Genomic DNA, 23,990 nt, shown 5'->3' on the forward strand with positions numbered 1-23,990 from the left:
GCGGCGGCGATGAGCTTTCATCCGAGCCGCAACTTCTGGTATCGACATGGTCGATGAGCGGATAGCCTCACCTGATCCAGATCGGAATCGACCAAAGCATACTGGTATCATTCTCCGGCATGACCGAGGCTATCCAGGCCACCCTAGGATGGCCGTCATACGAGAGGCTCGTCGATGCAGGAAGCAAAGCGGCGGGCGGCGGGCGAGCGCCGGCGGAAAACGCCGTCGCCACCCTCGCCCGAGATGGTGCGCACGCAGCTCGCCCGCATCGTCGTCAGCCCCGAGTTCGTGGCACCCGAGCGTGTACACAGGTTCCTGAGCTACATCGTGGAGGAGACCCTCGCCGGGCGCGCCGACCGCCTCAAAGGCTACGCCATCGGGGTGGCGGTGTTCGAACGCGACGAGGGCTTCGACAGCCAGGCCGATCCGGTCGTGCGGATCGAGGCCGGACGGCTGCGCCGCGCGCTTGAGCGCTACTATCTCGTGTCCGGCCGGGCCGACCCCGTCTTGATCGAGATCCCCAAGGGCCGCTACGTCCCGACCTTCACCCGTCGCGACGAACCGATGACGGCAGCACCGTCAGCAGTCGAGCCGCCTACGCCGACCGTGACCGAGCGGCCTTCGCCATCCCGTGGCCGGCGTTCCCTGGCGCTCGCTCTGGCGAGCTTCGCCATCCTGGCAGCAACTCTCGGCATCCTGCACCTTCGCTTCGATCAGCAGCAGCCCGTGGCAACGGCCGAAGCCGCACCTGCGAGCAGCGCCACCCTGCTGGTCGTGCCGTTCGCGAGCCTCAGCGAGGGGGACGAGGCGAAGCTCTATGCCGCAGGCGTGACGGAGGAGATCCTGACCCAGCTTTCCCGGCTTGAGGAGCTTACGGTGCTCGGCCACGAGATGGCATCGAGCATCCGGGCGGCAGATCCGGAATCGGCCATCCGCGAGCTTGCGGTACGCTACGTGCTCACCGGCAGCCTGCGCGTCTCCGATCCTCGGCTGCGGGTGACCAGCCGCCTCGTCGAGGCCAGGACGGGAGAGGTGCTCTGGGCTCAGACCTACGAGGAGGATCTGCGCGCCAAGGATCTGCTCGCGATCCAGGATGACATCGCCCGGCAGGTCGTAACCGCCGTGGCGCTGCCCCATGGTGCTGCCTTGCGAGCGGATCTGCAGAAAGCCACCAACGAGCCGCTCTCTCCTTCGATGGCTCCTGCCGAAGGCCGGCACGACCCGTAGGCTACAGTATGTTTCGTCATCCCCATCCGTCCGGGCGCTAGGATAGCCGCAGTCGAGGACACGAGCCTGAGCGATCGCGCGACGGCTCTGCTCTTTTCCTTTTGCTCGGGTCTCGCGGAGAACGGATCATGGCGCGCATCGGCATGCGCACGACGCTGCTGGCGCCAGCGCTCCTGCTGGTCGGCCTGTCGCTCGGGGCCATGCTGCCGACGGTGCTGGCGCAGCCGACTCCTGCCGCCACCACGCCCGCTACCTCGAACGAGGCGGCCCCGAGCGAAACGGCGGCGCAGGTCGACGTCGGCGACATCACCCGGCTGGTGGCGCCGGTGGCGCTCTACCCGGATCCGCTGCTGGCGCTGATCCTGCAGGCCTCGGTCCAGCCGGTACAGGTCGTCCAGGCCGAGCGATTCCTGGTGAAGCATGCCCAGAACCCTACCCTGGCACCCGATCCGGCCTGGGACCCGAGCATCCTGGGCCTGCTCAACTACCCGCCCCTGATCGGCACGATGAACGAGTATCTCGACTGGACCGAGACCATGGGCAATGCGGTGGTGGACCGGCTGCCCGCGGTCCAGGACGCCGTGCAGCGGATCCGCTGGTCGGCCTATCAGGCCGGCATTCTCGGCTCGAGCGAGCTGCAGCAGGTCGTGATCCAGAAGGAGATCATCCGGATCATGCCCGCCAATGCCGACAAGATCGTGGTGCCGACCTACGATCCCGAGGCGCTGCTGACGGCGATCGCGACCACGGCCGGCACTCCGGTCGCAACGGAAGCCCCCGGGTCCGGGAAGGCGATCGGCGAGGCCGGCCAGGCCGAGACGGCCTCGGCACCGGCGGAGCCGTCCGCTGCAGCCGGGCAGCCGGGGACGACAGCCGCGGCTCCGCCCGCTGCAGCGGCCACCCCCACGCCGGCGGAAGCTGCACCAGCACCCTCGCCAGCGACGCCAGCTCCCGTGGCCGACCATACCGTGTCGGAGCCAACCTACGCCGCGCCACCGGCCACGGCCGCCTATGCTGCCCCGGCCCCTGCGCCTGCCTACGTGGCACCGGCGCCGGCCTACGCCGGCACGCCGGTGGTCAGCTACGCCGAGCCGCAGTCGACCTTCTGGTCCTCGGCCGCAACCTTCACCGGCGGTGCCGTGGTCGGCGGCCTCCTGGGCTATGCCATCGGCGACGACTGGTTCGACGACGACAACATCGACGTCGACTGGGACGACCTCGACATCGACGAGGGCGATCTCGACGAGCTGCGCGGGCGCCGCGGCGGGATCAACATCGAGGACAGCACCATCGTCACCGGCGGCCGGGGCAACCGCAGCCAGGTCCAGGCCGAGCTGCGAGCCCGCCGCGAGGGCACCCGGGTCGCCGCCCGTCCGTCGACCCGGGTGGAAGTCCCGATGGCCGGCGCATCGACCCGGCAGGCGACGCGCACGGGTGCCAGAGCCACGCAGGCTTCGGCCCGCCCGCAACAGGTGACCGCGGTCCGCGAGAACGGGGCACGCGCGGTGCCAGGGACCAGGCAGGTGGCGCTGCCGAACAGTGGGCGCGCTGGCGGTACCAACGTCGCGGCTACCGGCGCTGCGGCCAGGACACCGGGTACCAGGCCGGCCGCGGCCAGGCAGCAGGCCATCGGTACACGGTCGGGAACGGCAAGAGCGGCGGCAACGCCGGCCGGTCTTGCGACCGATATCGGACAGGGACGCACGGCTCGTGCCGAGGCGCAGCGGGGAGCGGCAAGCCGGGCACAGGCGCAGAGCCGCGCCAATGCGCTACCGCAAAGGCAGGCCACGTCACGTCCGACGCAGCCCCGGGCTGCCACGGCGCCGACCCGGCCGGCGCCCCGAACGGCAGCACCGGTTCGGCCGGGGGCGGCGGCTCCGGCGGCGCAGACGAGCCGTTCCGTCGCACCATCCCGCCCGAACAGCGGTGGCCTGGCGTCCGGGTTCGCCGGCGGGGACAAAGTCCGGTTGCAGGCGGATCGTGGCCGCGCCAGCCGCGGTGGGGCTTTGGGCGGCGGCGGTCGTGCAGGCGGCGGCCGTCGTGGCTGACCGGCCGACAAAGGACAAGAGCTGGGGAGCGGCGAGCATGGCGGGCTCGATTCGGCGAGGCATGATGCGGCGGCAGCGGGCTGGAGCCATCCTGGTGGCGATCCTGCTCTGCGGCGCCACCTCGCTGCGAGCGGCGGAGGCGACCTTCGCCACCCCGCAGGCAGCGCTCGCGGCATTTGCGGCCGCCCTGAACGCCCCGGATGGCGAAGGGCTGGTGACGCTGTTCGGGCCGGAGCACCGCGACGAGCTCCTGGGCGGTGATCCGGCGGCCGCCCGCCAGGGCCTGGCGCTGCTGCGGGCGGCAGCGGCGCAGGATCTGCACCTCGAGGCTCAGGGGCAGGACCGGGCGACGATCGTCCTCGGCCGGCAGGCTTGGCCGATGCCGATCCCGCTCGTCCGCAGCGGCCAGGGCTGGCGCTTCGATACCGAAGCCGGGCTCGAGGAGATCGTCGATCGCCGGATCGGCCGCAACGAGCTGGCGGCAATCAGGCTGGCGCGCGCCTATGCCGATGCGCAGCTTGCCTACGCCAGCGCGGACCGCGACGGCGACGATGTGCTCGAGTATGCGCAGAAGCTCGCGAGCACGCCCGGCCAGCACGACGGGCTCTACTGGCAGCCCGACGACGGCGGAGCGAGCCCCCTCGCGGCGTTCGCGGCGCAAGCGGCCGAGTATCTGGGCTACCGCCGCGAAGGCGAGCCCTACCGGGGCTATTGGTTCCGCATCCTGACCGGGCAGGGCCCGAACCCGCCCGGTGGCGCCTACGACTACGTCATCAACGGCAACATGATCGCGGGCTTCGCGCTCGTGGCCTGGCCGGCCGACTACCGCAACTCGGGTGTCATGACCTTCGTCCTGGGCCACCGGGGCAGGCTCTACCAGAAGGATCTGGGACCGGACACGACCCGGATCGCCGAGGCCATGACCCGTTACGATCCGGACGCGAGCTGGACCGCGGTCGCCGAGGAGGGAGCGCCGTGAGGGCCAGCACCTCGGTCTCGACCGGCGCGGAGCCGATGATCGCCCGCCACACCCTGGCGCCGCGTCCGGGTGGCGCCGTCTCCAGGCGGAGGATGCTGATGTTCCCGATTACGAGGATCGCCCTGGCCGGCGCGCTCGGCCTGGCGCTCCTGATGCCGCAGGGCCTGCAGGCGCAGGCCATGATCTACCCGAACGCCGGCCAGACGCCGGAGCAATTGAACCAGGACCGGGCCGCCTGCCAGAACCAGGCGACGGCACAGTCCGGCTACAACCCGAGCCAGCCCGCCGCCGTGCCGGCACCGGCCAGACCGCAGGCCGGGCAGCGCCTCGCCGGAGCGGCCCGAGGCGCGGCGGCCGGTGCCCTCGTCGAGGGAACGACCAGCAAGAGCGAGCGGGAGATCGAGGACCCGAGCCAGGCCGCCGCCCGCGCCGGCGCCATGGTCGGCGGCTCGCGCCAGCGTCAAGGTCGCCGCGAGGCTCGCCGCGATACCCGGCAGCAGCAGGCGACGCCGTCGCAGCAGCAGGCGGCCTTCAGCCAGAGCTTCACCGCCTGCATGACGGCCAAAGGCTACACCGTGCAGTGAGGCGGCCGCCGACGGCAAAGGATCGGGATCATGATGACGTTCGATCGCTCCCTGGTGACGCTCGACGGGCGCCGGGGCCTCGTGACCGGGATCGCCAACGACCAGTCGATCGCCTGGGGCTGCGCCAAGGCCTTCCGGGCACTCGGCGCCGAGCTCGCGGTCACCTACCTGAACGAGAAGGCGCGGCCCTACGTCGAACCGCTGGCCGAGGAGCTCGAGGCCGGGATCCTCGTGCCGCTCGACCTCGGGAACGAGGGCGAGCTCGAGGCCGTGTTCGAGCGGATCGGGCGGGAATGGGGCCGGCTCGACTTCCTCCTGCACTCGATCGCCTTCGCGCCCAGGGAGGACCTGCAGGGTCGGGTGGTGGACTGCTCGAAAGCGGGCTTCCTGCAGGCGATGGCGATCTCCTGCTGGTCCTTCATCCGCATGGCGAAGCTCGCCGAGCCCTTGATGGACCGCGGCGGGGCGCTGTTCTGCATGACCTATTACGGCTCGCAGATGGTGGTCGAGAACTACAACCTGATGGGGCCGGTCAAGGCAGCGCTCGAGAGCGCCGCCCGCTACATGGCGGCCGAGCTCGGGCCTAAGGGCATTCGAGTGTACGCGATCTCGCCGGGCCCGCTCAAAACCCGGGCCGCCTCCGGCATCGGCCACTTCGACGAGCTTCTGGCCAAGGCACAGGAGAAAGCACCGCTGCACAGCCTGGTCTCGGTCGAGGATGTCGGCATGGCCACCGCCTACCTCGCCACCGATGCCGCCAGGCTGATCACCGGCGAGACGATCTACATCGACGGCGGCTACCACATCATCGACTGACGGCGAGGGCCGCGAGGCAAGATCATGACCGAAGCGAACCCCCGGACGACGACCGCAGCGGGCATGGCACCCTGGGTCGCCGCCTTCGACTATGCCGTGGATGCGTGGCAGCGCAGCATCCTGTTCTGGGACGTGCTGCGGCAGCGGGGCAACCAGTATCGCGAGCACATGGCGAAGCAGGCCCCGCACGTGCTCCAGTTTCAGGGCGAACTCGTACTGGACGGCCGCACCCTGCCACGGCCGGTGAACTACGTTCTGGCCAAGATCACGCCGCCGGCTGACGTCCTGGTGAGCTCCAAGGCTCGGCCGTTCGTGATCGTCGATCCGCGCGCCGGACACGGGCCCGGCATCGGCGGCTTCAAGGCCGACAGCGAGATCGGTGTGGCGCTCAAGGCCGGCCATCCCTGCTACTTCGTGGGCTTTTTGCCGAACCCGGTCCCGGGCCAGACCATCCCGGACATCATGGTTGCCGAGGCCGCCTTCCTCGAACGTGTGATCGCGCTGCATCCCGAGGCCGAGGGCAGGCCGGTGATCGTCGGCAACTGCCAGGCCGGCTGGGCGATGATGCTGGTGGCGGCCACCCGCCCCGAGCTGTGCGGCCCCTTGATCGTCGCGGGCTCGCCCCTGTCCTACTGGGCCGGTGTCCGCGGCGTGAACCCGATGCGCTACACGGGCGGGTTTTTGGGCGGAAGCTGGCTCACCGCGCTCGCCGGCGATCTCGGGCACGGCGTGTTCGACGGGGCGGCGCTGGTCCAGAACTTCGAGAGTCTGAACCCAGCCAACACGCTCTGGAGCAAGCAATACGATCTCTACGCCAAGATCGACAGCGAAGGCCCGCGCTATCTCGGCTTCGAGAGATGGTGGGGCGGCCACGTCCTCCTGAATGCCGAGGAGGTGCAGTGGATCGTCGACAATCTCTTCGTCGGCAACAGGCTCGCGAGTGCGGAGATCGTGACCGAGGACGGGGTGCGGATCGACCTCAGGAATATCCGCTCGCCGATCGTCTGCTTCTGCTCGAAGGGCGACAACATCACCCCGCCGCCGCAGGCGCTGGGTTGGATCCTCGATCTTTACGGCAGCGTGGAGGACATCCGCGCCAACGGCCAGACCATCGTCTATGCCGTGCACGAGAGCGTGGGCCACCTGGGGATCTTCGTTTCGGGCTCGGTGGCGAGGAAGGAGCACCAGGAGTTCGCCTCCAACATCGACCTGATCGACTGCCTGCCACCCGGCCTCTACGAGGCGGTGCTCACCCCTCTGGCCGCGGGCACGGACCCGAAAGGTCTGGTCTCCGGCGACTACATCGCCCGGTTCGAGGCGCGTGACCTGGACGACATCCGCGCCCTCGGCGGCAACGACCTCGCGGACGAACGTGCGTTCGCGGCGGTCGCCCGGCTATCGGAGGTCAATCTCGGGCTTTACCGCACCTTCGTTCAGCCCTGGCTCAGGCCTATGACCACCGAGCAGAGCGCGGAGCTGCTGCGGTGGCTCAATCCTTTGCGCCTGCCATACGAGCTGCTCGCGGACGACAACCCGCTCGTGGCGCCGGTTGCCGCCATGGCGGAATGGGTGCGCGAGAACCGGCGGCCGGCCGCGGCCGACAACCCGTTCCTCGCGGCGCAAGAGCTGGTCTCGCAGCAGATCGAGGCGGCGCTGGAGGGGTACCGGGTCTGGCGCGACGGTGTGGCGGAGGCGAGCTTCTACGCCATCTACGGCTCGCCTCTGGTTCAGGCGCTGCTGGGCCTGCGGGCGAGCGATGCGCCGCCCCGGGCGCGCCCGGGGCGGGACCCGGCGGAGCTGGCCTTCGTCCGCGAGCGGATCGAGATGCTGCGGACCGGAATGACGGAAGGGGGTCTGCGCGAGGCGGTGGTCCGCGCCCTGCTCCATATCGGGCTGCCGGCCAAGGCGGCCGACGAGCGGAGCTTCGCGATGATCCGCAAGATCCGCGAGGAGCAGGAGCAGGGGGTGCCGCTCCCTGCTTTCAAAGCGCTGGTCCGCGATCAGTTCCTGATGCTGCTGCTCGACGAGAAGCGGGCGATCGCCAGCCTGCCCGAGCTGATCCGGGGTCGCGAGACCGAGGCCCGTGCCGCCTTCCCGCTCGTCGAGCAGGTGGCTCGCGCCCACGGCGAGCTCGGCGAGGAGGCCGAGGCGCGCCTGCAACGGATCGGGGAGATCTTCGATGCGGCGCGAGGCGAGGGCAGCGGGAAAACGGGTCAACGACGGCCGGGCGCCGCAGCGGAATGAAGGCCGGCGCAATGACGGACGATGCGTCGAGTCTGTTGGAGGGAGTTCGTCGGATGAGCGAGAGCAGGATCGTGACGCCGGCCGATCTGAAGAAGATCGCCGACGAGATCGACATGGCGAAGGCCAAGGAGGCGCTGGAGCGCCAGCGCAAGGAGCGGGAGGAGGAGAACGCGCTGCGCCAGGCGTTCATGGAGCAGGAGCTCCGGCCCGATGCCGTCGAGCGGTTCAACAACATGGTCCGGCGCGCCGCCGGGCGAGGGCAGCACGAACTTGAGATCATGCGTTTCCCATCGGCGTACTGCACCGATCACGGTCGGGCGATCAACAATTTCGAGGCGGGCTGGCCGGAGACCCTCACCGGGATCGCACGCCGGGTCTACGACGCCTACAGGCAGCACCTCGAGCCGCAGGGCTACAGAATCCGGGCGCAGATCCTGAACTATCCCGACGGCAATCTCGGTGAGGTCGGCGTCTACTTCGACTGGTAGGGGCGAGCGGCGGAGGCGGAGCGCCCATACGCCGGCCCGCTGGCGACAGGAATGTCCCGAACCTTCCGGAAAACGTCACGATCCGCTTCGGGACGGAAACTCGGGTGCTGCGCCATAGGGTGGCGGATCGGGGACAAGCGCGCGCTCCCGTGCGCCGGGTGGGTGAAATTCCCCACCCTCTCGTCCTGCAGCCTGCCGTCTCCACCGCACGCCTGCCGGCTTGCGCCGGCCCCGCCGACGCTGGCACGATAGCTGCAATGTCGGCGGCGACACGGCCAAGGTGGCCGTCTCGGGAGGTTGCAGCATGGACAAGCGGATGATCGCTCTTCTGACGGGGGCGCTGGCGCTCGGCTCCGTCGGGCCGGGGATGACGCAGGAGCAGCCCAAGGCCACCGGCATCGTGGCCGTGCGGCAAATGACGATGAAGGCGAACGGCGATCATATGGGAGCGATCAAGGCGATCCTCACCGAGCAGCCGCAGCTCGTGAAGCGGGTCGCCTGGCACGCCGAGGCCATCACCGAGGGCGTCGAGTACGTGCCGGAGCTGTTCCCCGAAGGCAGCGACCAGCCGCCCACCGCGGCCCTGCCGGCCGTCTGGAAGGACCAGAAGGGCTTCAAGGCGGCGGCGGCGAAGGCCGAGAATCTGGCCAAGAAGCTCGCCGAGACCGCGAAAGGCGGCGACGTGCAGGCGACCCTCGCGGCATTCGCGGCGCTCGGCAAGGAAGGCTGCGGTGGCTGCCACGAGACGTTCCGTAAGAAACCGCAGAGCTGAGGAGCGTTTCCGGTCGTGCGCCGGGCCGTTCACGGCCCGACCAGCACCGTCCCGACCATGCCGAACACGTCGTAGTGCGGCAGGCAGACGTAGCGGTAGGTTCCGGGCACTACGAACGTCCGCGGCCAGATCTGGCCGCGGGGGATCGAGCCCGAATCGAAAGGCTGCGCACCTCGGGGCAGCGACACGGCTCCCCGGTCGCGCACCTTGGCCGGATCGATGGTGACGGTGTGGGACACCAGCGATCGGTTGCGCCACACGACCGTCCCGCCGACCGGTATTCGCACGAGCTCGGGCCTGAACGAGAAGGTGTTGGTCATGTCGACCACGGCTGCGGCACCGGCGGGTGGCGGCCCGTAAGCCGGCCCGCTGGTGGCGCAGCCGCCGAGCAGAAGGAGAAGACCGGCACCGACGAGAGGACAGATCGGTCGGGGCATCACGGCGTCCTCCGGGCTGCCGTCCGCGAAGCCGGCGGGAACGGCGCCGGCCGCGCCGGCATCCTACCCGGATCGTGCGCGCGATGCCATTTCGGGCCAAGGGACAGGCCGTCCGTGCGGCGCCGTCCTCACCTTGCGGGCCTGAAGATCCAGATCACCACCTCCTCGTTGTGACCGCCAGCCCGGGCGGCCAGGAACAGGCGGTCCAGCTCGGGAGCGAACAGCCCGGTGCGCGCTCCGGGCGCGGTGGCGAACCGGCCGGGCACTCGTAGCCGCTGCCCTGCTGCTGCAGGACAGCGATGACGCCCTCGCCACAGCGCACGTCGATGTGGCCGCGCCGCGGATCGAGCATCACGTCGTCGGCATCGCCACAGGTCGGGAAACGGACCGCGAGCTCGCCGGAACGCGGCGGGACCGCCACGCCGAGGCCGCCTCATGTCGATCCTCCGCCATCTCGTCGGCTGGAGAAAGCCCGCTGTTCCAGGTAAGAATGGCCCTCGACGACCGGACGACAACGGGGAGGTTCCTTGGACGAGCCGCGGCTGCCGGTCTTGCGCTCCTATCAGTCCTGGATCGCGAACGAGACCCTCGAGGACTACTCGCTGCGCTACGCGGCACGGTCGTTCCGCAAATGGTCGCCATTCGTGATCGCCAATACCGCGCTGGGGGGCATCTCCTTTCTGGCGCTCGAGGCGATCGGCGGCGCCATCACGCTCACCTACGGTTTCTCCAATGCTTTTCCCGCGATCCTCTCGGTTTCCTTGTGCATCTTTCTCACGAGCCTGCCGATCGCGTATTATTCCAGCAGGTACAACATCGATATGGATCTTCTCACGCGCGGTGCGGGCTTCGGCTATATCGGCTCGACCATCACGTCCCTGATCTACGCCACCTTCACCTTCGTCTTCTTCGCGCTCGAAGGCGCCATCATGGCCCAGGCGCTGAAGATCGCGCTCAACCTGCCGCTCGTCGTCGGCTACATCGTCTCGTCCGTGGTCATCATCCCGATCACCTTCATGGGTGTCACCATGATCAGCCGGCTGCAGCTCGTCACCCAGCCGGTGTGGGCGCTCATGATGGTGCTCCCCTTCCTGTTCATCCTGATCGAGGAGCCCGAGGCGCTTCGCACCTGGGTCGACTTCGCGGGTGCCGGCAGCGGCGGGGAGCGCTTCAACTATCTCGCCTTCGGCGCCTGCATCGGCGTCCTCTCCTCGCTCGTCATCCAGGTCGGCGAGCAGGTCGATTACCTGCGCTTCCTGCCCGACCGGAGCGAAGCCAACCAGACCGCTTGGTGGACGGCCATGATCCTGGCGGGACCGGGCTGGATCCTGATCGGCGGCCTCAAGATCCTGGCCGGGAGCTTCCTCGCCGTCCTGGTCCTGGCCTCGGGCCTGCCGCGCGGAACCGCGGTCGAGCCGATCCAGATGTACGTGAAGGCCTACGAGTACGTGACGGGCGACCCCGCCCTCGTCCTCGCCGCGGCTACCGTCTTCGTCCTGATCTCGCAGATCAAGATCAACGTCACCAACGCCTACGCCGGCTCGCTCGCCTGGTCCAACTTCTTCTCGCGCGCGACCCATTACCATCCGGGCCGCGTGGTCTGGCTGGTGTTCAACATCCTGATCTCGCTCCTCCTGATGCTGCTCGGCATCTTCGAGACGCTGGAGCTGGTCCTGGCCGTCTACTCGAACGTCGCCATCGCCTGGATCGGCGCCATCGTCGCCGACCTCGCCGTCCTGAAGCCGCTCGCGATCAGCCCCGCCTTCGTCGAGTTCCGCCGTGCGCATCTGCCGAATGTCAACCCCGTCGGCTGCGGCGCCATGGCGGTCGCGTCCACGCTCTCGATCGTCTGCTTCATGGGTGCCTTCGGCCCGATGCTGCAGGCCTATTCCGCCCCCCTCTCCTTCCTGATCGCGTTCTTGAGCGCCATCGGGCTCGGGGTCGCGACCAAGGGCCGGTACTATCTGGCACGTGCCCCTTCCCTGCCCCCGCTCCCCGTCGGTACCACGACGATCCGCTGCGAGCTGTGCGCGCACAGCTACGAGCCCAGCGACATGGCTTTTTGCACCTTCTACGAGCGGCCGATCTGCTCCTTGTGCTGCAGCCTCGACGCGCACTGCCACGATGCCTGCAAGCGGCCGGGACCTGCGCTCGAGCGCTTCCGCCGGCGCTATCTCGGCCGCTCGTTCGAGGAGAAGATCGCCCCCCGCATGGGCCAGCGCCTCGCCAAGGTCGGAGGCATCCTCCTGGCCCTGGCGGTCACGACCGGGGCGGTCTTCCTTCTGACCTACCGCATCGTCGGCCTGGGCCTCGAGCCGCCGCAGCTCGACAGCGGCACGCTCCTGCTGCGGGTCTACGTCGCGATCCTGCCGCTCCTCGCCGTGGGCGCCTGGTGGATCGTCCTCGCCCACGAGAGCCGCGAGCTCGCCGAGCGCGACCTCGTCACCTCGCTCGAGCGCCTGCGCGAGGCCCAGCACGAGCTCGCACGCAAGGAGCGGCTCGCCGCCATCGGCGAGATCACGGCGACGGTGAGCCACGAGCTGCGCAACCCCATGGGCACCCTGGTCTCCTCCGTCGAGGTGCTGCGCCGCTCGCTGCACGAGCCGGGCCCGGAGGCGCGGGGCGAGCTCGAGCGCATCCAACGCACGGTCTGGCGCTGCGTGCGCATCATCGAGGATCTCTTGGAATTCTCCCGGCGGCGCGAGCTCTCCTTGGCCCCTCTCGCTGTCGACGGCTGGCTGCGGCAGCAGCTCGCCGAGCAGCAGGGCTTGGGCTCCGTCCGCCTGCGGCTCGACCTCGCCGCCGCTGCCGTCGTCCGTGCCGATGGCGAGCGGCTGTGGCAGGCCATCGCCAATCTCCTGCAGAACGCGGTCCAGGCGATCGAGGCGAGCACACCCCAGGGCGGCGGCGAGGTGACGATCGCGACCCGGATCGAGGGCGGCACCCTCGTCCTGTCGGTCGCCGACAATGGCGGCGGGATGGAGAAGACGGTGCGGGCACGCCTGTTCGAGCCGCTGTTCAGCACCAAGGCCTTCGGCGTCGGCCTCGGTATGCCGCTGGTCAAGCGCATCGTCGAGCAGCACGGTGGCGAGGTCCGGGTCGCGAGCGAGCCGGGGTGCGGCACCACGGTGGCGCTGCGCCTGCCGCTGGCGGCACGGCAGGCGGGCACGGGCGATGGCTGAAGCGGTCCCGAACGCGAACGCCTCGGAGCCACGGCGTCTCCTCCTCGTGGACGACGATCGCGACTTCGCCGACAGCCTCGCCAATCTGCTGCGCCTCGAAGGCTACGAGGTCGCCGTGGCTTACGGGTTCGAGGAAGCGGCGAGGCGCCGCGCCGCTGCCGGGGCCGCGGTGGCGCTCGTCGACATCCGCTTGGGCCTGCGCGACGGTGTCGAGCTCGTGCGCGAGCTGCATCGGCTCGATCCCGAGCTGCTCGCGGTGATGATGACCGCCTACGCCTCGATCGAGACCACGATCCGGGCCCTGCAGGCGGGTGCCTATGACTATCTCCGCAAGCCGTTTCATGCCGACGAGCTGCTCGCGACCCTGGATCGCTGCTTCGAGCATCGGCGGCTGCGGCAGGAGCGGGCGCAGGCGCTGGAGCTGGCACGGGCGCGCAATCTCGAACTGGAAGCGCTGAACGCCCGCCTCACCCGGGTCCTCGCGAGCGCGCAGGGCTTGGCCGCTGCGAGCTCGGCCGAGGCGGCCGGCTCGGCCCTGCTCCATACGCTCGTCCGCGATCTCGGCCTCGAGGATGGCGCCTTCTATCTTCGCGAGGACGATGCGCTGCGCCTTCGAGAAGCAATCGGAGCCGACCGCGAGCCCCTGCTGCCCTGCCCCCCGCCGGACGGGTCGCTGTTGGCGCAGGCGCTGACTCTGCGCCGGCCGGCCACGACACTGACGCCGAACGGCCGGACGACGCTGGGGCTGCCGCTCGTGGATGCCCAAGGCATGCTTCATGGTGCGATCCTCGGGCACGGGAGCGAGGCCCGGTCTCTCACGCGTCAGGACCTCGAGCTCGCCCAGATCCTCGCGTCCTTCGCCGTCGAGGTGATGCGGGCGGCACGCGCCGCGGAAGATCTCGCCCGCAGCGAAGAGCGCTTGCGCCAGACCGTGCGGAACTCGCCCTCGGCAATAGCGCTCGCCGATCTCACGGGGCGTTGTCTCCTCGCCAACGAGCGCTTCACGGCATGGTTCCCTGAAGGGGTTCCCGGCGCCGACGCTGCCGAGGCGACCATGCAGATCCTCGAGGCGGACCGGCCGGGGGGTCGGCGGCGGTTCCTGATCACCCGTTTTCCCGTGCTCGACGGCGCCCGGCGCTCGGTCGGCATCGGCATCATCGCCACCGACGTCACCGAGCTGCACCAGGCGCAGGAGCGCCTGCGCCAGGCCCAGCGCATGGAGGCGATCGGGCAGATCACGGGTGGGGTCGCCCACGACTTCAACAACCTGCTCGCCGTCGTGTTCGGCAATCTGCGCCTGATCGAAGAGGAGGTGCAGGACCGTCCGGATCTCCTCGAGCTGGTCGGGGACGCGCTCGATGCCACCCGGAGCGGCGTGGAGCTGACCGGTCGTCTCCTCGCCTTCGGCCGTGGCCAGCCGCTGCAGCCCGAGCCCACCGACATCGCCGAGCTGGCGCTGACCTTCTCGCGGCTCCTGCGCCGGACCCTGGGCGAGGGGATTGCGATCGAGCTGGCGCTGGCACCCGACCTCTGGACCGTCCGGGTCGACCGCCATCAGCTCGAGACGAGTCTTCTGAACCTCGCCATCAACGCCCGCGACGCCATGCCGGACGGCGGGCATCTGCGCATCGCCGCGCGCAACGTGACGTTGGACGCCGATGAGCCTGGCCGCGATCCGGAAGTGCGGCCCGGCCGCTACGTGGCGCTCTCGGTGACCGATACGGGGATCGGGATGACATCCGAGGTGCGGCAGCGGGCGATCCAGCCCTTCTTCACCACTAAACCCACCGGCGCCGGCAGCGGCCTCGGCCTCAGCATGGTCTACGGCTTCGTCGAGCAGTCCGGCGGGCATCTCGAGATCGGAAGCGAGCCCGGCCGCGGCACCGAGGTGACGCTCTTCTTCCCGGCCCTGCCCGCCCCGGCCGGCCGCCTCGAGACGGGTCTCTCGCCCGGAACGCCGGTGCCGACCGGCCGCGGTGAACGCATTCTCCTGGTCGAGGACCAGCCGCAGGTCCGCCTGCTCGTGACCCGGCAGCTGACGCGGCTCGGCTACAGGGTGGTGGAGGCGGCCGATGCCGCTTCGGCCATGGCCCGTCTCGCCGAAGCCGAGGACGTCGCGGCCCTCCTCACCGACATCGCGCTGCCGGGTGGTGCCAACGGGATCGAGCTCGCCGAGGCGGCGCTCGCCGCACGGCCGGGGCTCGGGATCGTGCTCACCACGGGCTATGCCGCGGCTATGCTCTCCGGCCGCTCTGGCCCGCTCGCGACCGCGCCCGTGCTGCGCAAGCCCGTCGAGCCCGAACGTCTCGCTCGTGCCCTTCGCGCCGCCATCGACCGGAGCCGGACCTGAGCGTCAGCCGTCGGGTGGAGCCGGCACGAACATGTAGCCGATGCCGCGCACGGTCTTGATGAGCTGCGCATCACGCGCATGGTCCTGCAGCTTCTTGCGGATCTTCCCGATCAGCACGTCGATGCTGCGATCGAACGGAGTCCAGTGCCGGTTGGCGACGATGTCGAGGATCTGCTCGCGCGAGAGGATCCGACCCGGCCGGACGGCGAGCGCTTCGAGCAGATCGAACTCGCGGCTCGTCAATCGCACCGGCCGGCCCTCGGGCGAGAGCAGCGCGCGCCGGGCGCGATCGAGGCGCCAGCCCAGGAAGCGGACGACCTCGCCGCCCTCCGGCGGATGGCCGGTGGAGCGGAGCGGCTCGGGTCCGTATCCGGCCCGACGCAGGAGCGAGCGGATGCGTGCCAGGAGTTCGCGGGGCTCGAACGGCTTCGTGACGTAGTCGTCGGCCCCGAGCTCGAGGCAGACCACCTTGTCGATGGTCGAGCTCTTCCCGGACAGGATGAGAAGCGGCGTGCCGCACTGCGCCCGCAGGCCCCGTGCGAGGCTGATGCCGTCCTCGCCTTCGGGGAAGGTCAGATCGAGGATGACGAGGTCGAAACCCGAATCGGCGATGGCGCGCCGCATCGCCCGGCCGTCGTGGGCGATCGCGGTGGCGTAGCCTTCGCGGCCGAGAAAGCGCGACAGGAAGCGGCAGAGCCGGCGATCGTCGTCCACGAGGAGGATGCGCGATGACGTTCCGGCGAGCTGCAACATGGGCGAGGCGTTCCCCGATCAGCGGCGAAACGACGGAGCATACCGGTCGACGCAACATAACCCGCACCGGCGTTCTCCGTCGATCCGATTACAAAAAATTACCGAACATCGTCTCACCGGATTCGGTCCGGTTACATGACGGGTCTACGCTCTTCTCAAAGCCCGGTTCCCGGCCGCCGACTTCGCTCGGGGCGATCGCGGTCGGAAGACCCGCTGGGCAGGAGCCGCGCGTGCGGAAAGCCGAACTCAGGGAGAGCGAGCCATGCCGAAGACGGCCTTCAAGGTGGACCTGGACCGACGCCCCGAGGAGCAGGATGTCAAGACGCACAATCGCTGGCATCCCGACATCCCGATGGTGGCGACGTTCAAGCCCGGCGACGAGTTCCGGGTCGAGTGCTACGACTGGACCGGCGGCCAGATCCGCAACGACGACAGCGCCGACGACATCCGCGACGTCGACCTCACCAAGGTTCATTACTTGAGCGGCCCGTTCGGGGTCGAAGGTGCGGAGCCGGGCGATCTCCTCGTCGTCGACATCCTCGACATCGGCCCGCTGCCGAGCTCGGAGTGGGGTTTCAACGGCATCTTCGCCAAGGAGAACGGCGGCGGCTTTCTCACCGAGCACTTCCCGGAAGCCCGGAAGTCGTGCTGGGACTTCCACGGCATCTACACGACCTCGCGTCATATCCCGGGCGTCCGCTATCCGGGGCTCGTCCATCCGGGGCTGATCGGCTGCCTGCCCGATCACAAGCTCCTGGCCGAAGCCAACCGACGCGAAGCCGAGCTGATCGCGACCGACCCCAACCGCGTGCCGCCGCTCGCCGCCCCGCCCCATGCCGACACGGCGCTCATGGGCCAGATGTCGGGCGCCGCGGCCGCAGCCGCCGCCAAGGAGGCTTGGCGTACCGTGCCGCCACGCGAGCACGGCGGCAATTGCGACATCAAGAACCTGTCGCGCGGCTCCAGGGTCTACTTCCCGGTTTACGTCAAGGGCGGCGGGCTGTCGATGGGCGACATCCACTGGTCGCAGGGCGACGGCGAGATCACCTTCTGCGGTGCGGTCGAGATGGCGGGCTGGATCGACATCGGCGTCGGCCTGATCAAGGGCGGGGTGGCCAAGTACGGGATCACCAACCCAATCTTCAAGCCGAGCCCGGTCGAGCCGCACTTCTCGGAGTATCTCATCTTCGAGGGGATCTCGGTCGACGAGCGCACGGGCAAGCAATATTATCTCGATGCTCACGTCGCCTATCGCCGCGCTTGCCTGAACGCGATCGAGTACTTGAAGAAGTTCGGCTACACCGGCGAGCAGGCCTACATGATCCTCGGCACCGCCCCGTGCGAAGGCCGGATCAGCGGCATCGTCGACATCCCGAACGTCTGCGCCACGCTCGCCATCCCCACCGGCATCTTCGACTTCGACATCCGCCCCAACGCCTCGGGCCCGAAGCGCGAGGTCTCGGGTGTCGATGTTGCGAGGACCAGCCGCTGACGACCGGCAGGCCCGGCGCCGAAGCGCCGGGCCTTTTGCCCTAGCACGGGGAGGCGAGAATGCTGCTCGGTATGGCGCTGCTCTGGGTCGGTGCCGTCCTGTTCCTCAACGGCCTGTGGCTCCTGGGCAAGATCGACGACCGCGAGATCGTGGTCATCAACGTGGCTACGGGCTTCATCACGCTGTGCGTGGCGCTCTACTCCGCCTTCGGCCCCGGCTCCAACGAGGCCTCGATCCGGGCAGCGGCGCTGACCCTGCTCTTCACCACGACCTATCTCTGGGTAGCCTACAACCGCTACGTCAACGTGGACGGGCGCGGGCTCGGCTGGTTCAGCCTGTTCGTCGCGATCACGGCAGCACCGGTGGCGCTGCAGACCTTCGGCTCGGCGCAGAACGGGGTCGATCTCTGGATGGCGCTCAACTGGGTGGCCTGGGGCGTGCTCTGGTTCATGTTCTTCCTGCTCCTGGCCCTCAAGCGCTCGATCCAGAGAGTCACCGGCATCGTCACCGTCGCCGAAGGTGTCCTGACCGGATGGCTGCCCGGCTTCCTGCTCCTGGGTGGTCTGATGCGCCCCGGCGGCTGACGGCGGGTCCCGACCGGCGCCCTGCTCCCCCGACCGGGCGCCGGTCGGCGATCTTCCTCTCCCCCAAGATGATCCCCGATCACCTGGAGCTTCGCGATGCCCCTCTACGATTACGAGTGTGCCGACCACGGCCCGTTCCGCGCCTGGGCGCGCATGGCGGAGGCGCTGAAGGCCTGTCCCTGCCCGCTCTGCGGCGAGCCGGCCCGGCGGCAGATCTCGGCGCCCAATCTCAACGTCATGAACGGCACGCTGCGAAAAGCGCTCGCCCGTGCGGAACGGAGCTCGGACGAGCCCAGAGTGGCGCCCAGGAAGCACCTCGCCAACTGCGGCTGCTCGCTCTGCGCCCACAAGAAGGCGCCACCCCCGGCGCACCATCGTTGGGCCATCGGCCATTGAGGCGCAAGAGCGCCCGCCCATGGACCCGATCCCGGGCTATCTCGCCGTGTTCGCAGGCGGCGGGCTCGGCGCCGCGCTCCGTCACACCGTCAACCGTGCCGCCGCCGATCTTCTCGGCACGACGTTCCCGTTCGGGACGCTGTTCGTCAACGTCACGGGCTCCCTCGCCATGGGCCTGCTCGCCGGCTGGTTCGCCTTCCGCAGTGCCGGCAGCACGCAGACCCTGCAGTTGTTCCTGACCACGGGCATTCTCGGCGGCTTCACCACCTTCTCCGCCTTCTCGCTGGACATGGCCGTGCTCTGGGAGCGCGGCCATGCCGATCTCGCTCTCGGCTATGCCGCGCTCTCGGTGCTGGCTTCCCTTGCGGGCGTGTTCCTCGGCTTGTGGACGATCCGCGTCCTGACACCGGCTTGAGCGGGCCACCCAGATGCCTGACGACCCGCCGCTCGCGCCGGTCGTCTTCGGCCTTGCCATTTCCTGAGTGAATGCTTACTAAGCTCGTATGACCCGTGCACGTCTGGGAGCGGAAGAGCGCCGCAAGGCGATCGTCGAGGCGGCGATGCCGTTGTTCGCGCAGAAGGGATTCGCCGGCACCACGACGAGGGAGATCGCACGTGCCGCTTGCGTCTCCGAAGCGCTCCTGTTCCAGCATTTCCCGAGCAAGGCAGCGCTCTACCAGGCGATCGTGGCGCGCGGCTGCGAGGGGGATCCCGAGCTCGAGAAGCTGACGCTCCTCCCCCCCTGCACGGCGACCTTGGTCCACATGACCCGGCTGATGCTGGAGCACTTCGTTCTAGGGGCTCTGGGCGATCCCAAGGAGCGGGAGGTCCAGCACCGGCTGATGCTCAACAGCTTCCTCGAGGACGGAGTCTATGCGCGGCTCGTCTGTGCCTGGGTGACCGAGCAGGTCCGGCCCCTGTACGAGGCGTCGATGGCGGCGGCAGCCGCTGCCGGCGACCTGCGCCCGGGCGCCGACGTCTCGCCCGACGCCTTCTGGTTCGCCGAGCACGTCGCCGCCATGATCGCCTATGCCCGCCTCCCCAGCGTCCCGACCGTTCCTTACGAGGGCAGCATCGAGGTCGTGATTCGGGATGCCTTGCGCTTCATCCTGCGCGGCCTCGGGCTCACCGATACCGCCATCGCCCGCCACGTCGACCCCGACCCGGCAGTCGGCGGCACAGCCAACAACGACGAAGCACCTGCATGAGACCCAACTCACCTGCCCACCGGGCGGATCCGGCCAAGGCTGCCAGCCACCATTACGAGGACTCCGGAAGGCGCCCGCACGACGCCGAGCGGCGCGCCACCCGCAAAGGCCTCGTGATCCGGCTGATCCTCGTCGCCTTGCTCGTGGGCGGCGTGGGCGGAGGCTTGTGGTACTTCAACGAGTTCCGCAAGCAGGCGATCAGGAGCTTCTTCGCGAACAATGTGCCACCGCCTACGGCCGTCGCGGCCGTGCCGGCCGAGCAGGGACCGCTGCCGCGTTATCTCGGCGGGATCGGCACGCTGGTCGCGGTCCGGCAGGTGAGCGTCTCGCCCGAGGTCCAGGGCCGCGTGGCGGCGATCCATTTCGAGCCCGGTGCAGTGGTGAAGCAGGGCGAGCCGCTCGTGCAGCTCAACGACGCGCCCGAGCAGGCCGATCTTGCCAGCTTCAAGGCCCAGGCGCGGCTGGCACAGGCCAATCTCGATCGTACCCGGCAGTTGGCGCGCAGCGACTTCGCCACGCAGGCGGCGCTCGACCAGAACCAGGCCCTCCTCGAGCAGGCGCAGGCAGGGATCGCGCGGAGCGAGGCCCTGATCGCCCAGAAGCTCGTCAAGGCCCCCTTCGCCGGCCAACTCGGCATCCGTCGGGTCGAGCTCGGCCAGTATGTCGGACCCGGCACCGAGCTCGTCACCCTCACCGATCTCGACCGGCTCTACGTCAACTTCACCGTGCCGGAACAGGCGCGCGCCGTGATCCGCCTGGGCCAGCCGGTCGAGATCACGATCGACGCCTATCCGGGGCGCGTCTTCAAGGCCGAGCTCACCACGATCGAGCCACAGATCGACCCGAGCACGCGCACGATCAAGCTGCAGGCCACCATGGCCAACCCGGATCGGCTGCTGCTGCCGGGCATGTTCGCGAACGCGCGCCTCGTGCTGCCGCCGGTGCCCGACGTGGTGACGGTACCCGAGACGGCCGTGACCCGCACGCTCTACGGCGATTCCGTGTTCGTCGTGCGCGAGGAGGGTGTGGACAAGGACGGTAGGCCCGTACGCAAGGCCGTGCAGACCTTCGTGCGCACCGGCGACGTGGTGGGCGGTCGGATCGCGATCCTCGAAGGCGTGAAGCCCGGCGAGCTCGTCGTCGCCTCGGGCCAGCTCAAGCTGCAGAGCGGTGCGGCGGTGCGGGTCGTGGCCGACAACGCGCTGCCGATCCCGGCCGAGCCGCCGGTCGAGTGAGCCGAGACGAGGCAGGAAGACGAGCCCATGCGCTTCACCGACATCTTCGTCCGCCGCCCGGTGCTCGCCACGGTGGTGAGCCTTCTGATCCTGCTGATCGGGCTGCGCGCCTTCTTCACGCTGCCGATCCGGCAATACCCGGAGGTCAAGAACACCGTCATCACGGTGACGACCTCCTATCCAGGCGCTTCCGCCGAGCTGATGCAGGGTTTCATCACCGTGCCCATCGCGCAGGCGGTGGCGGGAGCCGAGGGTGTCGAGTACCTGACCTCGAACTCGGTGCAGGGCACGAGCACCGTCCAGGCCCATATCCGACTGAACCAGGACCCCAACAAGGCCATGACCGACGTCATGGCCAAGGTGAACCAGGTCAAGTATCTGATCCCGCGCGAGGCCAACGACCCGATCATCTCGAAGACCACGGGCGGCTCGCTCGCGGTCATGTACATGGGCTTCGGCAGCCACGAGATGGCGGGGCCGGCGATCACCGACTATCTCACCCGCGTCGTGCAGCCGCTCCTCGCCACCGTGCCGGGGGTGGCCTCGGCCGAGATCCTGGGCGGACAACCCTTCGCCATGCGCGTCTGGCTCGACCCGACCCGGATGGCGGCACGCGGGGTCTCGGCGCAGGACGTCGCGGCGGCGCTCGCGGCCAACAACTATCAGTCGGCGGCCGGCCAGACCAAAGGCTACTTCACGGTCAGCAACATCAGCGCCGCCACCGGGCTCCAGAGCATCGACGAGTTCCGCGCCATGGTGGTCAAGGCCGCGAATGGCGCTCTCGTGCGGCTCGGCGACATCGCCACGGTCGAGTTGGGTGCGAAGAGCAGCGACAGTTCGGTCATGATGAACGGCCAGCACGCCGTCTTCATCGGCATCAACGCGACCCCGGACGGCAACCCGCTCGAGATCGTCAAGGGTATCAGGGCGTTGGTGCCCACCCTCGAGCGCGGCCTGCCGCCCACGCTCACGATGGAGATCCCCTACGATTCGACCGAGTTCATCAACGCCTCGATCCACGAGGTGGAGCGGACCCTGGGCGAGGCGATCCTGATCGTGATCGTGGTGATCTTCCTGTTCCTGGGTTCGGTCCGCTCGGTGCTGATCCCGGTGGTGACGATCCCGCTCTCGATCATCGGCGCCGGCACGCTCATGCTGGCCATGGGCTTCAGCCTCAACCTGCTCACGCTCCTGGCGATGGTGCTCGCGATCGGGCTCGTCGTGGACGACGCCATCGTCGTGGTCGAGAACGTCTACCGCCACATCGAGGAGGGCAGGACGCCGCTCCAGGCGGCGCTCATAGGCGCGCGCGAGATCGCGGGGCCCGTGATCTCGATGACGATCACGCTCGCCGCCGTCTATGCACCGATCGGCTTCCTCTCCGGACTCACGGGCTCCTTGTTCCGCGAGTTCGCCTTCACGCTCGCGGGCTCGGTCATCATCTCGGGCATTGTGGCACTCACGCTCTCGCCCATGATGTGCTCGCTGCTGCTCAGCGCCGAGAGCCAGCACGGCCGTTTCGCGCGTCTCGTGGATCGGACCTTCGGCGCCGTCACGCGCTGGTACGGCCGGCGCCTGCACAACACGCTGGAATACCGGCCGGCGACGGCGCTGTTCGCGCTCGGCGTGCTCGCGAGCCTGCCTTTCCTCTTCCTCAACACCAGCGCCGAGCTGGCGCCCGAGGAGGACCAGGGTGTGCTGTTCGCGGTGACGAAGGGGCCGCAGAACGCCAACATCGACTACATGAACGTGTTCGGCGAGGCGATCGACAAGGTCTTCCAGTCCTTCCCGGAGACCTCGTTCCGCTTCATCGTCGCCGGCATGGACGGCGGCGCCAACAACGGCTTCGCCGGCATGGCGCTCAAGCCCTGGGACCAGCGCCAGCGCAGCGCCAAGGAGCTGCAGCCGCTCGTTCAGGGCGCGCTCCAGGAGAAGGTCACGGGCGTGCAGGCGTTCGTGTTCTCGCTGCCGCCCTTGCCCGACAACAGCCAGGGCATGCCGGTGCAGATGGTGATCAGCTCGCCTTCGGGTTTCGAGACCATCTACAAGGTGATGGAGGAGCTGAAGGCAGCGGCGCGCAAGAGCGGCCTGTTCATGGTCAGCGACAGCGATCTCGCCTTCAACAGCCCGACCGTGCGCATCGAGATCGACCGCACCAAGGCGAACGATCTCGGCATCACCATGCAGGAGATCGGCAGCTCGCTCGCAACGCTCTTGGGCGGCAACTACGTCAACCGCTTCAGCCTCGAAGGCCGCTCCTACGAGGTGATCCCGCAGGTGCCGCGGAGCCTGCGCCTCGCTCCCGAGCGCCTCGGCCAGTACTACGTGAAGACCAGAAGCGGCGAATCGATCCCGCTCTCGACCGTGGTCAGGATCACGACCGGCACCGAGCCCAACGCGCTGACCCAGTACAACCAGCTCAACGCGGCCACCTTCTCGGCCGTGCCGATGCCGGGTGTGACCATGGGCCAGGCGGTCGACTTCCTGCGCCAGGAGGCCGAGCGGCTCCTGCCCGCCGATTTCCGCTACGACTTTCTCTCCCAGTCGCGTCAGTACGTGCAGGAGGGCAACCAGCTCACCATCACCTTCGCGTTCGCGCTCGTCATCATCTTCCTGGTGCTGGCGGCCCAGTTCGAATCCCTGCGCGATCCGCTCGTCATCCTGGTGAGCGTGCCGATGTCGATCTGCGGCGCGCTGCTGCCGCTGTTCTTCGGTGTCGCGACCTTGAACATCTACACCCAGATCGGTCTCGTGACCCTGATCGGGCTCATCAGCAAGCACGGCATCCTCATGGTCGAGTTCGCGAACGAGCTGCAGCGCAACGAAGGCCTCGACCGGCGGGCAGCGATCGAGGAGGCGGCCAAGGTGCGCTTGCGGCCGATCCTGATGACGACAGCCGCCATGGTCGTGGGCCTCGTTCCGCTCCTCTATGCGAGCGGTGCGGGTGCGGCCAGCCGGTTCTCGATCGGGCTCGTCATCGTCGCCGGCATGTCGATCGGCACGCTGTTCACGCTGTTCGTGCTGCCGACCGTCTACACCTATCTCGCCTCCGATCATCGCCCGGCGCGGCGTGCGCGGCGTGAGGCCGAGATCCGCGAGGTGCTGGTGCCGGCAGAGTGAGGGGCACGGTATTTAGGCTTGAAGTCCTAATCAACTTCAGGTTATAGGGAGTTCGTCACGCATCTGCAGCGGAGC

General features: G+C 69.0%; 20 protein-coding genes. 17 read left to right on the plus strand and 3 right to left on the minus strand.

Going from position 1 to position 23,990, the window contains the following annotated elements; genetic code table 11:
• Positions 1-174 precede the first annotated feature (174 nt).
• The 8 genes from U1T56_RS14840 to U1T56_RS14875 all read left to right on the plus strand — a co-directional run bounded on the left by U1T56_RS14840 (position 175) and on the right by U1T56_RS14875 (position 9,158).
• Positions 175-1,227, plus strand: coding sequence for a hypothetical protein (locus U1T56_RS14840; protein ID WP_418160261.1), 1,053 nt, complete (start codon positions 175-177; stop codon positions 1,225-1,227).
• A 128-nt stretch (positions 1,228-1,355) separates the two neighbouring features.
• Positions 1,356-3,275: a DUF3300 domain-containing protein gene (locus U1T56_RS14845; protein ID WP_418160262.1), complete on the plus strand. Its 1,920-nt coding sequence runs from the start codon at positions 1,356-1,358 to the stop codon at positions 3,273-3,275.
• Between the two features lie 37 nt (positions 3,276-3,312).
• Positions 3,313-4,254, plus strand: coding sequence for a DUF2950 domain-containing protein (locus tag U1T56_RS14850; RefSeq protein WP_418160263.1), 942 nt, complete (start codon positions 3,313-3,315; stop codon positions 4,252-4,254).
• On the plus strand, positions 4,251-4,838 hold the full coding sequence (locus U1T56_RS14855) for a hypothetical protein (protein ID WP_418160264.1): 588 nt from the start codon (positions 4,251-4,253) through the stop codon (positions 4,836-4,838). The genes U1T56_RS14850 and U1T56_RS14855 overlap by 4 nt, the downstream gene beginning before the upstream one ends.
• A gap of 33 nt (positions 4,839-4,871) precedes the next feature.
• Complete coding sequence (gene fabI, locus U1T56_RS14860; protein ID WP_418160294.1) at positions 4,872-5,654, plus strand: enoyl-ACP reductase FabI; 783 nt, start codon at positions 4,872-4,874, stop codon at positions 5,652-5,654.
• Positions 5,655-5,678: 24 nt separating this feature from the next.
• Entirely contained in the window at positions 5,679-7,898 is a 2,220-nt protein-coding gene (locus tag U1T56_RS14865) for a DUF3141 domain-containing protein (RefSeq protein WP_418160265.1), read from the plus strand.
• A gap of 53 nt (positions 7,899-7,951) precedes the next feature.
• Positions 7,952-8,386, plus strand: coding sequence for a hypothetical protein (locus U1T56_RS14870; protein ID WP_418160266.1), 435 nt, complete (start codon positions 7,952-7,954; stop codon positions 8,384-8,386).
• A 304-nt stretch (positions 8,387-8,690) separates the two neighbouring features.
• Entirely contained in the window at positions 8,691-9,158 is a 468-nt protein-coding gene (locus U1T56_RS14875) for a c-type cytochrome (RefSeq protein ID WP_418160267.1), read from the plus strand.
• 29 nt (positions 9,159-9,187) lie between these two features.
• Here the strand turns inward: U1T56_RS14875 and U1T56_RS14880 are convergent, their stop codons facing one another.
• Both U1T56_RS14880 and U1T56_RS14885 read right to left on the minus strand, forming a co-directional pair.
• Positions 9,188-9,595, minus strand: a complete 408-nt coding sequence (locus U1T56_RS14880) for a cupredoxin domain-containing protein (protein WP_418160268.1) — start codon at positions 9,593-9,595, stop codon at positions 9,188-9,190.
• Between the two features lie 128 nt (positions 9,596-9,723).
• The gene (locus tag U1T56_RS14885; protein ID WP_418160269.1) at positions 9,724-9,861 is read right to left on the minus strand and encodes a hypothetical protein; all 138 of its coding nucleotides are present in this window, start codon (positions 9,859-9,861) and stop codon (positions 9,724-9,726) included.
• A 261-nt stretch (positions 9,862-10,122) separates the two neighbouring features.
• On the opposite strand from U1T56_RS14885, the gene U1T56_RS14890 reads away from it, so the two are divergent.
• Complete coding sequence (locus U1T56_RS14890) at positions 10,123-12,777, plus strand: ATP-binding protein (RefSeq protein ID WP_418160270.1); 2,655 nt, start codon at positions 10,123-10,125, stop codon at positions 12,775-12,777.
• Complete coding sequence (locus tag U1T56_RS14895; protein WP_418160271.1) at positions 12,770-15,127, plus strand: response regulator; 2,358 nt, start codon at positions 12,770-12,772, stop codon at positions 15,125-15,127. Before U1T56_RS14890 ends, U1T56_RS14895 begins: the two co-directional genes overlap by 8 nt.
• A gap of 3 nt (positions 15,128-15,130) precedes the next feature.
• On the opposite strand, the gene U1T56_RS14900 is transcribed toward U1T56_RS14895, so the two are convergent.
• The gene (locus U1T56_RS14900; RefSeq protein ID WP_418160272.1) at positions 15,131-15,880 is read right to left on the minus strand and encodes a winged helix-turn-helix domain-containing protein; all 750 of its coding nucleotides are present in this window, start codon (positions 15,878-15,880) and stop codon (positions 15,131-15,133) included.
• A gap of 262 nt (positions 15,881-16,142) precedes the next feature.
• Between U1T56_RS14900 and fmdA the strand changes: the two genes are divergently transcribed.
• The 7 genes from fmdA to U1T56_RS14935 all read left to right on the plus strand — a co-directional run bounded on the left by fmdA (position 16,143) and on the right by U1T56_RS14935 (position 23,915).
• The gene (gene fmdA / locus U1T56_RS14905; protein WP_418160273.1) at positions 16,143-17,372 is read left to right on the plus strand and encodes a formamidase; all 1,230 of its coding nucleotides are present in this window, start codon (positions 16,143-16,145) and stop codon (positions 17,370-17,372) included.
• Between the two features lie 59 nt (positions 17,373-17,431).
• Entirely contained in the window at positions 17,432-17,956 is a 525-nt protein-coding gene (locus U1T56_RS14910) for an AmiS/UreI family transporter (RefSeq protein ID WP_418160274.1), read from the plus strand.
• 96 nt (positions 17,957-18,052) lie between these two features.
• The gene (locus tag U1T56_RS14915) at positions 18,053-18,352 is read left to right on the plus strand and encodes an FmdB family zinc ribbon protein (protein WP_418160275.1); all 300 of its coding nucleotides are present in this window, start codon (positions 18,053-18,055) and stop codon (positions 18,350-18,352) included.
• Positions 18,353-18,371: 19 nt separating this feature from the next.
• The gene (crcB, locus tag U1T56_RS14920; protein ID WP_418160276.1) at positions 18,372-18,767 is read left to right on the plus strand and encodes a fluoride efflux transporter CrcB; all 396 of its coding nucleotides are present in this window, start codon (positions 18,372-18,374) and stop codon (positions 18,765-18,767) included.
• An 88-nt stretch (positions 18,768-18,855) separates the two neighbouring features.
• The gene (locus U1T56_RS14925) at positions 18,856-19,560 is read left to right on the plus strand and encodes a TetR/AcrR family transcriptional regulator (protein WP_418160277.1); all 705 of its coding nucleotides are present in this window, start codon (positions 18,856-18,858) and stop codon (positions 19,558-19,560) included.
• On the plus strand, positions 19,557-20,795 hold the full coding sequence (locus tag U1T56_RS14930; protein WP_418160278.1) for an efflux RND transporter periplasmic adaptor subunit: 1,239 nt from the start codon (positions 19,557-19,559) through the stop codon (positions 20,793-20,795). Before U1T56_RS14925 ends, U1T56_RS14930 begins: the two co-directional genes overlap by 4 nt.
• 27 nt (positions 20,796-20,822) lie before the next feature.
• On the plus strand, positions 20,823-23,915 hold the full coding sequence (locus U1T56_RS14935; RefSeq protein ID WP_418160279.1) for a MexW/MexI family multidrug efflux RND transporter permease subunit: 3,093 nt from the start codon (positions 20,823-20,825) through the stop codon (positions 23,913-23,915).
• The last annotated feature ends 75 nt before the right edge of the window (positions 23,916-23,990 follow it).

Origin of the sequence: Benzoatithermus flavus (assembly GCF_037908215.1) — a bacterium.
GTDB classification, from domain to species: Bacteria; Pseudomonadota; Alphaproteobacteria; order Geminicoccales; family Geminicoccaceae; genus Benzoatithermus; species Benzoatithermus flavus.